The sequence below is a fragment of the Pleurocapsa sp. PCC 7319 genome, from assembly GCF_000332195.1.
Classification (GTDB): domain Bacteria; phylum Cyanobacteriota; class Cyanobacteriia; order Cyanobacteriales; family Xenococcaceae; genus Waterburya.
Genome location: NZ_KB235919.1, coordinates 128,969 through 142,688, shown reverse-complemented (window position 1 = coordinate 142,688; position 13,720 = coordinate 128,969). Strand labels below are relative to the sequence as shown.

At 34.4% G+C, this 13,720-nt stretch carries 9 protein-coding genes; 3 read left to right on the top strand and 6 right to left on the bottom strand.

The window, feature by feature from the left end; translation table 11 throughout:
• Nucleotides 1-111: 111 nt before the first annotated feature.
• Genes PLEUR7319_RS0102055 through PLEUR7319_RS0102030 form a run of 6 tightly spaced genes read right to left on the bottom strand, consistent with a single transcriptional unit; the run spans nt 112 to nt 7,948 of the window.
• Nucleotides 112-999 carry a bifunctional 2-polyprenyl-6-hydroxyphenol methylase/3-demethylubiquinol 3-O-methyltransferase UbiG gene (locus PLEUR7319_RS0102055; protein ID WP_019503545.1) on the bottom strand — a complete coding sequence of 296 codons (888 nt, stop codon included), beginning with the start codon at nt 997-999 and terminating at the stop codon, nt 112-114.
• A 31-nt stretch (nt 1,000-1,030) separates the two neighbouring features.
• Nucleotides 1,031-2,167: a glycosyltransferase family 4 protein gene (locus PLEUR7319_RS0102050; protein ID WP_019503544.1), complete on the bottom strand. Its 1,137-nt coding sequence runs from the start codon at nt 2,165-2,167 to the stop codon at nt 1,031-1,033.
• A gap of 41 nt (nt 2,168-2,208) precedes the next feature.
• Nucleotides 2,209-3,066 carry a glycosyltransferase family 2 protein gene (locus tag PLEUR7319_RS0102045; protein ID WP_019503543.1) on the bottom strand — a complete coding sequence of 286 codons (858 nt, stop codon included), beginning with the start codon at nt 3,064-3,066 and terminating at the stop codon, nt 2,209-2,211.
• A gap of 46 nt (nt 3,067-3,112) precedes the next feature.
• Entirely contained in the window at nt 3,113-4,387 is a 1,275-nt protein-coding gene (locus PLEUR7319_RS0102040; protein WP_019503542.1) for an oligosaccharide flippase family protein, read from the bottom strand.
• Entirely contained in the window at nt 4,377-5,636 is a 1,260-nt protein-coding gene (locus tag PLEUR7319_RS0102035; RefSeq protein WP_019503541.1) for an O-antigen ligase, read from the bottom strand. Before PLEUR7319_RS0102035 ends, PLEUR7319_RS0102040 begins: the two co-directional genes overlap by 11 nt.
• Before the next feature lie 41 nt (nt 5,637-5,677).
• The gene (locus tag PLEUR7319_RS0102030) at nt 5,678-7,948 is read right to left on the bottom strand and encodes a polysaccharide biosynthesis tyrosine autokinase (RefSeq protein ID WP_083892433.1); all 2,271 of its coding nucleotides are present in this window, start codon (nt 7,946-7,948) and stop codon (nt 5,678-5,680) included.
• Between the two features lie 1,015 nt (nt 7,949-8,963).
• On the opposite strand from PLEUR7319_RS0102030, the gene PLEUR7319_RS33870 reads away from it, so the two are divergent.
• The 3 genes from PLEUR7319_RS33870 to PLEUR7319_RS0102015 all read left to right on the top strand — a co-directional run bounded on the left by PLEUR7319_RS33870 (nt 8,964) and on the right by PLEUR7319_RS0102015 (nt 13,712).
• Complete coding sequence (locus tag PLEUR7319_RS33870; RefSeq protein ID WP_019503539.1) at nt 8,964-10,964, top strand: alginate lyase family protein; 2,001 nt, start codon at nt 8,964-8,966, stop codon at nt 10,962-10,964.
• A 93-nt stretch (nt 10,965-11,057) separates the two neighbouring features.
• Nucleotides 11,058-12,296, top strand: coding sequence for a glycosyltransferase family 4 protein (locus PLEUR7319_RS0102020; RefSeq protein WP_019503538.1), 1,239 nt, complete (start codon nt 11,058-11,060; stop codon nt 12,294-12,296).
• 114 nt (nt 12,297-12,410) lie between these two features.
• On the top strand, nt 12,411-13,712 hold the full coding sequence (locus PLEUR7319_RS0102015) for a UDP-glucose/GDP-mannose dehydrogenase family protein (RefSeq protein ID WP_019503537.1): 1,302 nt from the start codon (nt 12,411-12,413) through the stop codon (nt 13,710-13,712).
• The last annotated feature ends 8 nt before the right edge of the window (nt 13,713-13,720 follow it).

The following is a 13,720-nucleotide window of genomic DNA, read 5'->3' as shown; positions in this document are numbered from 1 at the left end:
GCTTTGAGCCTTAATTTTCTAGCGATTCAAAGTATTGTGTAGCTTTTGCAAAATAATTGAAAGTATTTATCTTTTTATATTCTTGCTCTCAAAATAGAAGCCACTTTAATGTTATTTTCTTTTAAAAACATATGCTAATGAAGGTAAAAACCAATGAGAATAAATTCCTAACTTCGAGATAATATCATAATATAGCTTTTTACTTAAACTCAATTTATTTAAATATTTACCAGTACCATAGGGAAGATAAAAAGGAAAAGTATCTTTAAATTTTTGATAGGATGTGTAATGCAACCATTGAGAAATTGGTTTAAATTCTTTTAGCTCTTTCTGCAATGAATAGGGAGACCAAAATAAGTTGTCAATTTCTCTTTTATGTCTGTCGAATAATTTAGCATATCTCTTACGCCAAGAGATTGGTAACCAATGACAAAATGGCAATTGAGTATCGTGGGCAATAATTGGAAACCACAAATTAGGTGTAGTTACAATTACTAGATCTTTAGTAACTCTAGATAAGTCATAAATAGCGGCTTTAGATTTGTATACATGTTCGATTACTTCAATACAATAGACTATATCAGCTTCTTGGTCTTTGATAGGAAGATCTCCCAAGGCACCTATTCTCCAATCAATTTTATCTTCTATTCCCAGAATATTGGCAATTTTTTTTCCGGCATTTAATCGAGTTTCATTCAGATCAATGGCAATTATTTTTGCCTCTGTTGAATATGCAAAAGCCATTGAAAGCCAACCAAAACCAGCTCCAACGTCTAAAATTACAGTATTACTATTGATAGATGCAAAATCAAACAGTTGCTTTACATATCGATTAGTATAAAATTTAAGCGTTTCAACAATATCAAGATCTCTATATTGTGATTGAGCATAATATTCTACTTTCCTAATATCTTCCAGCATAGTATTAGCAATTAACTGCTTATACTTGGGTGCTTGGAAATTAAGTCCATTTAGATTTGTCAATGAATTATAAGTCATATTCAATACTTACTAGGAAATTAATTAGCAACTAATTTAAAATACTATCAATTCCCTGGGCAAAATTCTGTGCCATTTGTTCAATAGTCAAATGTCTAATAGTTGACCAAGCATTATTTTGTAAGTCAGCTAATCTCTGAGGCTTAGCAAAAAGTTCAACTATTGATTTAGCATACTCTTTCGGAGTCGTATTAGAAGGTAAGATTAAAGAATTTTGTGGCGACAAATATTCAATTTCAGGTGATTGAATGTGAGAATCAATAGTGACAACTGGTAAATTATAACAAAGTGCTTGAAGTGGACCTAAGCCGACCGAACCGGGAAAACTAAACACATCAGCAGCAACATAAATCGGTGCTACTTTATCTAAGTCTAGAATAGAGCCAAAATAAGTTATATTTTCTGGTTTATCTTGCAGATATTCTTGTCCACCAGTTCCTAGCATTAATAAATGAAAACTGTTATCGTTTTTTTGCAAAATTGAGAAAGCTTCTAGCAAAAAATCAACACGCTTAGTATTACCAAATCTACCTACAAATAATAATACTTTCTTATTTGCGATTCCTAGCGATCGCTTAATTTTCTCTTTTTGTTCCTTAAACTTTTCAAATGCTTGACGTTGTTTATTGATATCGACAGTATTATTAAGAACGAAAATTTGATTGGCTGGAAAACCTTGTTCAATTAAAAAAGACTTAACTCCAGGTGTGTAAGCAAAAAAACCATTAGCTTGCTTAGTCAAAAACAGTTTTGCTTGCTCCGACAAACTTCTGAAAAAAGATGGTTTCTGGATTTTTCTGTGTTTTCCATGTCCCCAATACATTAATTTTATTCCCTGTAACTGGTGAAAATGACAAAGAGGATACGCCAGATTATTGAGAGCCTGTTCAATGACAATTAGATCGTATGCTGCTGCTTTTTGCCAAAATGTTTGGTAGCAAATTTTAGTTCCGGCTATTTTCAGACTAATTGTACTTACTTCTAGAATGGAAAATTTAAACGAATTTAAATTAAGTTCTTCTTTGAAAAATGTTTTCTTGTCCAGTTCACTGGGATCGAAAACCACATCAAAACACCAATCATCAGATTTATGTTGTTCTAAAGCATTATAAAAAGGAACACGATAATGAGGAATAGTTGATTGATGGGCGATCAATACTTTTTTCATAATTTATAAATGTTTTTGATCAAATGCTGTTCACTAAGGCGTCATGACAAAGAGCTTTTTTTGAACAAGCTAATATAAATCAACTGCACATATGGTGTAATCCAATACAATAGCCACAGCAAACCTCCATGTCTCCTAGCATACAACCACGAATCTGGACGTAAAAGAGATGAACCTTTGAATTTAAATTTTTGCAATCGTTGTTTAAATGACAGATTGATATCCAACCAAGTTCCTTGAATAATATTACGAGAACAAGTACCCAAATGCCCAGGAGCTACATATAAATGACAACCAAGCTTCCTCGCTCTTAATCCATAATCAAAATCTCCTACCTGATGACGAAAAGCTTTGTCTATATTACCCACTATTGCAGCCACCGAACGAGGTATCAAAACTAAGTTTCCATTAATCGTTTCACATTCTTGAATTTCTTCTGATGACTGTAAAATTTTAAACTTAAGTGGTCGCCAAGAGTTTCTAATATGTCCACCATAGCTAGTTTTTCCAGTTGTTGAATCCTTCATTGAACCTACAACAATCGAATTTGGGCTACCTCTTTGTTTGAGTTCCTGATAAGTTTCTAGAAGCACTTGTAAAGCATTTGATTTTAGTATACTATCGTCGTTCAGCCAAACGTAATAATTATAGTCAGCCTTTAAAGCTTCAGCAAAAGCCAACCTAGTACCTCCCCCCCAAAACAAATTTCCGTCTCCTTGAAGAATTTTTACTTTTGGATAGTTAGCTCTTACCGCTTCTGAAGTACCATCAGTACTACCATCATCTGTCAAATAAACTTCAAATGGCAAATTTTGCCTGTAGAGTGCTTTTAGGCAAGCTAATGTGGTATCACGTCGATTATGACAGGTCATGAGAATTGCGATCATAGTAGTATCCATTATTTAGAATATATATATTTAGATAGATATTTCGATGCTATTTTATTCAACTGCTTTTTCTTTTATTTAAGAACCATACTATTATCCATAAATTACACATCAATAATGTATCGGCAGCCAGGGTAGCCCAAATTGCTCCCTTCCAAGAAAAAATAGGTATTAGCCAAAAATTTGCCACTACATTAAACATAGCTATTAGAACTTGAATTAAGCTTCGTACCTTTTGAAATCCTGCTCCAGTAAGAGTATCTGCACCGAAGTAGTGCATAGACTTGAGAAATGGTAAAGGGGCTAGCCAGATCAATACTTCAACTGAATTTGCATATTCACTACCTAAAATGAGAGGAACTATTGGAGCCAAGAAATATACTCCTAGACCAGCAGAGACACCTAAGATAGCTGCTATGGGTACAAGCTTTTTTGCCAGATTTAAACTTCCACTAATCCCTGAAACTCCAGCTTGGAAAAATTTTCTATAAGAAGCATAGACCAAAGAACGTGTCGGGGCAAACGCAACATCAATTAAACGATAAGCTGCACCATATATTCCAGTCGCTTCTAATGTTGCCAGTCTTGCTAACATAGTTTTGTCTACGTCGTTATAAATATTTTGGGAACATAAGCTAACAGAATAAAAGAATCCTTCAGTTATTTCAGATTTAATTTTCCAAGATTTTAACTTGGGAGAACCTAAAGTTTGTTGTACAAGTAAAAAACTGACCAAAGCAGATATAACACTACTTCCCAAATATAAGCTAGCCCAAATATTTAATTTTGGAATAGAGAAAAAGTTTACTAAACATAGCGCTGCAATTAGTCTATTTAATCGAAGAAGTATATTTAGTTGAGCTGTTCGATTAAGTAAACCAACTGCCATGAAAGCTTGACTACTAATACTAACAATTTTGGCAAATAGTAAATCTGAAAGAGCAAACAAGAAGACTATTGGTAGAGAAATTGTTGCAGGCAAGATTACTTTTGCTGCCAATACAACCAAAATAATTAATAATAGACCACTAACGTTGGTAATTAATAAAGCATTTCCCCAGTACTGATTGAATAAAGTTTTATTTCGAGAAACATTCTTAACAATTAAATCTCCACTTCCACAACTAGAAAAAGGAGCAACAATTGCTATCAATGCAATTGCACCTACAAATGCACCATATCTTTCTGCTCCCAAAGCTCTAGCTACAGTTATAAAATATGCGGCACTGATGCTGAGACTTACCAAATTGGAAAATAACATCCAAATGGTATTTTTTACTAGTGATTTTTTAAAAAGTTCAGAAGAACGGGATTGAAGATATTTAAATATCATTACTTATTCTTGGCAATTTGCTTGTCTTTTTAAGTAATCCCATTGAAAAATAAGTTGCCACATATAAGACCCAGACAATGTTATTTTCTCTCAGCAAATTTTGCTCAGTTGTATTGGTTAATATAACGAATGACAAAAATAGTATTATCCAACAAAATTCCCACTGTTTGTTTTGTTGAAATTGCATAAACGCAGTCATAAAAATAGTCAAAAATCCAGCTAGATAGATTAGTACACCTAATAAACCTAAATTAGTCCAGAGCTGTAACAAGCCATTATGAGCATGGGGAACTATCCAACTCAAAGTAGTGTTTATAATGCTAGCTTCACTATTCCCCTCTGTCCAAAACGCACGATATCCGTAACCCAACCAATATTCTTTTTGGATAGATTGCCATGTTAGTTGCCATAGTTCAGTACGACCTGTCAATGTTATATCTTTTCCCAATAAACCTAGTAAGAAATCTAAATTACTAGTAACTAATATATTCATCCATACACCAGTAATTAATAGGCAAATTAATAAAGGTATTTGAATTGTCAAACGTAAGCGAAAAATTTGGCAAAAGAAATAGATAACTATAATGATAAATACATTTGCTAATGCAGATGAAGCACCTGATAGTATTACTAAAATTATCGAAGAATAAAAGCCAATCCATAAAAGATGACGATTTTCTTGGGAGTTAATAGCCATTATCCAAAAGATAATACTACTAGTTGCCATATTTACACCTAAGGTATTTTTATGGCTATATATTCCCCGCCATAGTCCCTCATGAGTTCCACTCTCCAATCCGTATTGTGGTAAAGCGATCACAAATAAAAAGCTAAGAAAGACAGCAATACCATACGTCCAAACTAGCATTTTTAATTGCTGTTCTATGCTGTATTTAGAAGACAAGTAAATTCCGAACATCGTTGTTCCAATCAAGGCTACCAAACGACGCAAGGTAACATCTGGTACATAAGACCAAAAAATAGAAGCAAAAGTCAACCCAATTAATACCCAAAAAAGTATATTTCTGGAGGCAAAATATACAATTTTTTTCCACATCAGTACCAGTAAAAAAAAAGTAATGACGTAAATTAAACTAAAAACTAAGCGAATTAATCCAGTATCAAAATCTTGCTGAAGATCGCCCTGACTGATACCTCCTGACAACACTACCGCTAAGACACCTCCTGAATAAAACATTAAAGATACAATGACAAATCCTGATTCAATTAACTCTAATATTTTTTTCACTGCGTAAATTCATCTATATTTTGGAAAAAAGCTAGTAATAACTAAGCAACTGCATCTTTATTACCGATTCCATAGCCATATCCATATGCGTCAGTATTGTTCTTAGTGACTCCATTAATTACTAAACCCAAAACATTTTGTCCAGTACTTTCTAAAAGTTCTTGACATTCCTGAGCAGAAGCATAATCTAATACTCCCAACCTAGAAACCAAAATCATTCCGTCAGCCAACTTACCCAAGCTAATAGCATCTGGAACTTCTAATAGAGGAGGAGAATCAATTATGACAAAATTGTACTTTTCAACTAGTTTCCACAACAAAAACTTCATTTTTGTGGAATCGATTATAGTTAAAGGATTGAATCCTAATTCTAGAGATCCCGAGGAAAGCACATCCAAATTATCGCTAACACTCGTAATTGCTGAATCTAATATTCCTTCATCTTCAATTACATTACTTAGACCTACAGAATTGCTAATGTTCCATAACATTGACTGTGAAGATTTATATAAATCTCCGTCTATTATCAAGACTTTATGTCCAAGCTGAGACAGAGTCAATGCTAGATTAGCACTAACCAGAGACTTTCCTTCTCCTCGCAAAGAACTCGATACCACTATCATCTTTTGCTCTGAATTAGCCTTATTGTAATGTTTAAATTTAGCTTGCATCATCCAGAAGGCTTTACTAACAGGGGAATGGGGAATATCTTTTACTGGAAGTATAGCTAATTGGTGATTTGAATCCCTTGTAGATGTTGGCTGATGAATCAGAAATCCAGATTGATCTTTTGCTTCTGGTAAAGAGTTATATTCAGCAAAATCTGATTTATTCGTAGAGCCAAGAGACTCTAATGACTTATCAAAGCTAGGTATTACACCAATTAACTTATATTTAAAGATACTCCTAATTTCTTCAGGCGTCTTGATGAATTTATCAACGACATCTAAGCTAGTCATTGTTATTATAGCTACGACAATACCAAAAGAAATTCCCAAACCAACTAGCATTATTGATGGAGCATATATATTTGAATCATCTATCTGAGCTGGCTCAATAATACGAACTTTATCAAAATTTTGCTGTTTTGCTAAATTTAATTCTTGAGCTTTCTCTAAGAGAAATTTATATCTAGATTGGGCTGATTCCAACTTCAACTTTAAATTTCCATATTTATTTTGCAACTGGGGCATCTCAGCGAGAGCGTTTTGATAGTTGTTTTGAATACTTTTTAACTTATTTAACTTTTTACTCAAACCTATCCTTCTAACTTCTGTTTCTGCTAATGATGAGGTTAGTTTTTGCGGTAGATTTTCTCTATTTGCTACCTGTAAATCCTTTATAGATAATTGTGGAGTTCCCGTTGAAGATTGCTGGGAAATTTGTTCCCCAAGTGAAGTTTCTATAGCCAAAATTTGCTCTTCAAGTGCTGTAATCCTGGGATGACCATCATTAAAGCGTTCTTTTTCTTCCAGTAATTTGCTTTGAGCCTCTTGCAAATCTTTAATTTGCTTCTGAACAATTGGGGACTGACTAAGTTTATTCCACGCAATAGCTTGTTGAGGAGACAGGGAAATTTGTTGTTGAAGTTCAGTAGAGTTTGCTTCAGCTTCTTGAAGTTCGGCTTCCGTTGCCTGAATTTCTTGCTCCAAACTCCTCAAGTTTTCAATATCAGCCTTAGACTTTTCATCGACAAAAGAAACATTATATTTTTCTTGAAACTTTTGTAATGCTTCTTCTTGCTCTCGAACTTTTGCTTGAGCTTTTGGCAACTGATTATTAATAATTTGGTCAGCGACAATTACATTTTCACGGTTAACATAATGGCTACTTTGAATATATTTTTCCATCAATAAATTAATTACATTTAAGACTAAATCCGGATCGGAATGACTATAAGAAATCATTACCACATCTGTTCCCGATAATGGCTTGACATCTAATTTAGCAATAAATTTTGATGGTTTAAGAACTTTACCTTCTGTATCCGTTAGCTTCAGTTCGTTGATTACTTTTTGAGCTATGGGAATAGACTTAATCACCTCTATTTCAGTAACAACAGGATTTGCATTTTGTTCTAAAGCTTCAAAACTATCCAGATTTGTTTCTATTCCCGTCAAATTAGAAGTATCACTATTTTTAAATAGCAATTTACCGTTGGCAGTATATTGTGGTTTTTTTTGAATGGAAGCTACTACTGACAAAATGATACTCACAACTATAATCGCCAAACCAAGTTGCCAGCGACGTTTTAAGAGCATCCATAGTTTCCTTATTTCTAAATCTATATCCTGACTCGTAACATATGTCATAAATCTAGTAAATTATTGTTTTTCTAAAGGTATTAGAGATATTTCTTTGGGGTTATATAAATTAAACTATTGTTAATTAGAATACAAATTTGTTTGAGATCTGATAATTAGAAAATATCTACTTATTAGCATTAGTTGCTAGTATTATTTCAATTTAATTGTCTAGAAAATTGATATTTACAGTATTCATGATATTTATTACTCTAGTGATATTTTTACAATTCTTCTTAATTTAACTAAACAGCAGTTTTTTAGTAAAAGATTTCCAATATGAATAGCTTAATACTGTATCTAAATCATTAAGAAGCAGTATATCTGTGTACTGACAACTGATTAACGACTTTAGTCTCCAAGCTAAATAATATAATTTTAGAGATAATATGTGTTTTTTGAAAAAGTATCATGGATCTATTTGAAATGCAATATATATTACGGACATGATTTCATCTTGGAGCTAGTATGAGTTCATTAATACAACATAACTCATTTGTATAATTCTGTATTAATTAGATTTCCCTAACCTGAAAATTTTTTTAATAGACTTTTTTGGTTATGTGTAGGTTAAGTAGACATCATTAAGTCAAAACGTGAAAAGCCTTAGCAGCAGGGAGAGAAAAAACTTTCTATTTTATTAGATTTAATTTCAACCAGCTACTTAAGTAGAACTAACTAACTAACAGGTGATTATGTTTACTCCAATTTTTTACGCAGTACTTTACATTTTATATACTCTATACTATCATGTAAGCTCAATTTAAGCTGTATAATTACGTAAGTAAATATACGTGTGTTTTTGACTTGCTCAGATTTTACTTTATTTATGTATGTTTTATTGTGACAAGATCGTTGATTGCAGATTCCCAAGTATTTCATACTCAGTGATTTTGACAGATTTTTTAATGATTTGCTAATAGTCACAGTGACAGTTTGTTGAAACTAGGTTTTTCCAGTCAGATTGCTATTGGAAAAACGCTGCAAAACTTAGAAAAAAATCGCAAAATATACAAATTCTTTTATGTTAGGAAATCTAAAGTGGTATGTTTGGCGTTTGAAAGCAATGACTCTATTTGAGATATTGCAGAGAATTAATTGCTTGCTTGTAAAACAATATGTTAAGAGGCGCAACTCTTGGATTCCCCCTACCCCTAAATTATCAAAAGAACACCAAGATTATTGGGAATTTCCTAGCTTAACTTTAAATGAAAGTCGAGAATACGAAGCCCTTCTTGTTGAAGCACATAACTATCTTCAAGGAAGCTACATTTGGTTAAATGTTCCCTACCAAGAATCTCTTCCAAATTGGCATTTCGATCCTCAAACAGGTAAAGTAGCTCCTCTAAAATTTGGATTGGAGCTAAATTATAGGGATTATGAGCTAGTAGGAAACGTCAAAAACATCTGGGAGAAAAGCCGTCATCACCACCTTACAGTAATCTCTGCTGCCTATGCATTGACTAGGGATGAAAAATATGCGATCGCAGTAGCGGAACAACTTCAAGATTGGCTAAACAAAAACCCATTTCCTCTAGGAGTTAACTGGACCAGTTCTCTGGAATTAGGAGTTCGTCTCATATCCTGGGTTTGGATTGATCGTTTATTAAGAGGTAGTACAGTTCACAGTCAGCTTTTTGGAGAATCAGGGCTATTATGGTCTGCGATTTATTGGCATCAATGGTTAATCTCCAAATACTATTCTCATGGTTCCTCAGCAAATAACCACTTGATTGGTGAAATGGCAGGACTATTTATTAGTAGCTGTCATTGGTCAGTATTCCCCTCATCAAAACATTGGCAATCTTTTAGCTGGAAGATCTTAGAACAAGAAATATCCAAACAGACCTTCTCTAGTGGTTTAAATCGTGAACAAGCTTTTGAATACCATATTTTCACTACAGAATTTTTCCTCTTGGCAGGTTTAGAAGCTGCAAGACATCAAATTACTGTTTCCGATCAGTATCAAGATTTAATGCGGAGGATGCTAGAAGTTATTCCTCTCCTAGTTGATCTCAAAGGTAATTTACCAAATTATGGAGATGGCGATGAAGGAATGGCACTTCAAATCCGCCCTCATCAATCATCTCGAGTAGATTGGCTATTGCGTTTAGGAAGACAGTGGATCGGTGCCAGAGTACCTTTACCAAATAGCGATTCTGGTAACTTGGCTGCCAGTTTAGTCAATTTTCCTAAGCCAGATACCGTAGAAGAAACTATATCCGTCGAAAATTCAATTGCTTTCCCAGATGCTGGACTTTATGTCCTCGCTCAAAATCGGGGCAAACCCCAGGAAGTTTTATGTCTAGCAGACGCAGGTAATCTAGGATTTCTCTCTATTGCTGCTCATGGTCATGCGGATGCTCTTTCATTTACTTTAAATATTGGTGGTGTACCAATCATTGTCGATCCTGGTACTTATACATATCATGCGGATAATTACTGGCGTAACTATTTTCGCAGTACCAGGGCTCATAATACTATCGTTGTTGATAACCTCGATCAATCAAATCCAGGAGGTACATTCTTGTGGACTAGCAAAGCTCAAACTAATGTTTTGGATTGGCAGCAAACAGACGATGAAATCATGTTAGTAGCAGAACATGATGGCTATACTCGCCTCCAAGAAAAAATTGTTCATCGCCGTCAATTAACTCTAAGTCAAGAAAGATTAGAAATTGTAGATAATCTTCAAGGCAATGGTTCCCATAATATTGAGTGGAGATTACATTTTTCTCCTCTTTGCTCAGTCTCTCTAAAAAAAAGAAATTGTCTAGTTAAATGGGATTCAGGTTCAATAATTATTTCCTTAGATCGGCAAATAGACTGGAGCTTACTTACCGGTGAACAATTAGGAGGATGGTATTCTTCAGGTTTCAATCTCAAGCAACCAACAACTACTTTAGTCGGAATTACCAATACTACAGGAAGTATCACTTTTAATAACTCTATCGGCTTATTAGAACCAAATTTTTACCAAGAGACTGAAACTGAAGTAGCAGATTCAGCGACTATATTGAATTGAGCTTTAGGTAAACAGTAAATTAACTTGATTTTCGATTTTCAAGATACATCAAAATTGGAGAGATACATCTGAAATTCATGAGTAAGTTTGATCATGGGTAATCCAACTAAAGTCCTTATCATAGTAGAAAATCTTCCTTCTCCTTTTGATCGCCGTGTCTGGATGGAAGCAACAACTTTGATAGCAGCGGGATACGAAGTTTCAATTATTTGCCCCAAAGGAAAAGGTTATGAAAAAAGGTATGAAGTAATTGATGATATTCATATATTTCGTCATCCCATGCCGCCAGATATTAGTTCGGTAGTTGGATATCTAACAGAATACGCAGTAGCTATATTTTGGGAATTTTATCTAGCTCATCGCGTATGGTGGAAACGTGGTTTTGATATTATTCATATTTGTAATCCTCCCGATCTACTATTCATAACTGCAGGATGGTTCAAATTAATCAAAGGTGTCAAAGTTATTTTCGATCACCATGATATTAATCCTGAGATGTATGAGGCAAAATATGATCGCAGAGATATATTCTATTATGGGCTGCGTTTAGTCGAACGTTTAACTTTTGCCCTTGCCGACACAGTTATTTCTACCAACGAATCTTATCGGAATATAGCCCTAACCCGTGGTCGTAAAAAACCAGAGGATGTCTATGTAGTTCGCAGTGGACCAGACTTATCTCGTTTTAAACCCGTACAAATAGATCAATCTTATAAGCGTAAAAAGGAATATCTAGTAGCTTATTTAGGTGTTATGGGCGAACCAGAAGGCATAGACTATCTTCTCGAATCGATACGCTACATCATCTACGACCAAAATCGCCAAGACATTCACTTCATGTTGATTGGTAGTGGGCCGATGTTTGAGGAATTACAAAGTTTGGCTGAACAGCTTGAAATTAAAGAATTTGTAGAATTTACAGGACGTATTTCTGATGAAGAACTATTAGCGCGACTTTCAAGTTGCGATGTTTGTGTCAATCCTGACAAAAAAATGCCCTATAACGACAAATCTACTATGAACAAGATTATGGAGTATATGGCGATGGGAAAACCCATCGTTCAATTTGACCTTGTAGAAGGAAGACATTCAGCAGAGGGGGCTTCAGTCTATGCCAAAGGTAATGATTCTATTGATTTTGCGAGCAAAATTTTAGAACTTTTAGCAGACCCCGAACAAAGAGAAAAGATGGGAGCCATCGGAATTCAGCGAATGAAAGAGAAATTAGAGTGGCGTTATCAAATTCCTATTCTCTTGAAGGCCTATGGAAATGAAGACCAGTCCAAAATAGCTAGTAAAAATTCTAACGATCAGATCAAGATCATTATTTAAATATATAGCTTCATAGATACAAACATATTTTTGAAGCTATATATTATATTGTTCAAAATTTAAATCATATTTGGCGTTGGCAGTTCACAAACTAATTTACCGGAAAAAATTGCGATGAAAATCAGTATTTTTGGTCTTGGCTATGTAGGGATGGTAACAGCAGCTTGCTTTGCCAAAGATGGTCATCATGTAATCGGAGTAGATGTCAATAAAAATAAAGTTGACCTAATCAACCAAGGTGAATCGCCAATTATCGAACCAGGTTTAGAAGATTTACTCAAAAAAGGTGTTCAATCTGGTCAGATTAAAGCATCTGTTGACTCTGAAGTTGCCGTAATGGAGACAGAAATATCCCTGATCAGCGTTGGAACTCCGCCTATAGAACAGGGGCAACCAGATTTGAGTTATGTATTGGATGTTTGTAAAGAAATTGCGATCGCAGTAGAGAAAAAAGGAACATCTCATGTGGTTATGTTACGAAGTACTGTACCGCCAGGAACTCTCGAACATTGTCACAGTCTAATGCAAGAAGTGACCAAAAAGGATTTGATTAGTACAGCTTTTAATCCAGAGTTTTTAAGAGAAGGTACGGCAATCAAGGATTTTGATTATCCTCCCTACACTATTATTGGAACTGAATCTAAAGTTGCAGAACAAGCCTTACGCCAGCTATATCAAAAAGTTAAAGCACCAATTGTAGTGGTTGAGCCCGCCGTAGCCGAAATGATTAAATATGTTGCTAATACTTGGCACGCAACTAAAGTAAGCTTTGCTAATGAAATAGGTAGGGTTTCCAAAGCTTTTGGTATCGATGGACGAGAAGTAATGAATGTAATCGTGCAAGATGACAAGTTAAATATTTCATCTGTCTATATGCGCCCAGGGTTTGCTTACGGAGGATCTTGTTTACCCAAAGATTTAGGCGCATTACTTTATTATGCTCGCAGTAAGAATGTTTTTGCTCCGCTAATAAATGCAGTTCCAGCTACCAATAATCTACAAATAAATCTGGCTGTAGAGAAAATTTTAAAGACCAAAGTTAGAAATATTGCCATTTTAGGTTTAGCCTTTAAGCCCAATACTGATGATCTGAGAGAAAGCCCCTCAGTTTACTTGATTAAACGTTTATTGGGAGAGGGATGTCAGATCAAAATTTATGATCCCGCAGTTTACAAGGCTAATTTAATAGGTACTAATTTAAACTATATTCAACAAAATATACCTCATTTCCAAAACTTATTGGTTGGTAGTTTTGAAGAAGCTTTTACAGATACAGAGTTAGCTGTTGCTACTCACAACACTCCCAAAGTTTTTCAAGCACTTGAGCAAGCATCTCCTAAGATTAAAATTTTAGATTTAGTGGGAGTTTTTAGCGATCCTCCAAAAAATAGGGAGTATGAAGGTTTAGCTTGGTAAAACAATAT

Excerpts from the sequence above, each read along its gene's own strand:
- PLEUR7319_RS0102045 (WP_019503543.1), bottom strand. The coding sequence starts at position 3,066 with ATGGATACTACTATGATCGCAATTCTCATGACCTGTCATAATCGACGT.
- PLEUR7319_RS0102055 (WP_019503545.1), bottom strand. The coding sequence starts at position 999 with ATGACTTATAATTCATTGACAAATCTAAATGGACTTAATTTCCAAGCA.
- PLEUR7319_RS0102020 (WP_019503538.1), top strand. The coding sequence starts at position 11,058 with ATGGGTAATCCAACTAAAGTCCTTATCATAGTAGAAAATCTTCCTTCT.
- PLEUR7319_RS0102050 (WP_019503544.1), bottom strand. The coding sequence starts at position 2,167 with ATGAAAAAAGTATTGATCGCCCATCAATCAACTATTCCTCATTATCGT.
- PLEUR7319_RS0102015 (WP_019503537.1), top strand. The coding sequence starts at position 12,411 with ATGAAAATCAGTATTTTTGGTCTTGGCTATGTAGGGATGGTAACAGCA.
- PLEUR7319_RS33870 (WP_019503539.1), top strand. The coding sequence starts at position 8,964 with ATGTTAGGAAATCTAAAGTGGTATGTTTGGCGTTTGAAAGCAATGACT.
- PLEUR7319_RS0102040 (WP_019503542.1), bottom strand. The coding sequence starts at position 4,387 with ATGATATTTAAATATCTTCAATCCCGTTCTTCTGAACTTTTTAAAAAA.
- PLEUR7319_RS0102030 (WP_083892433.1), bottom strand. The coding sequence starts at position 7,948 with ATGACATATGTTACGAGTCAGGATATAGATTTAGAAATAAGGAAACTA.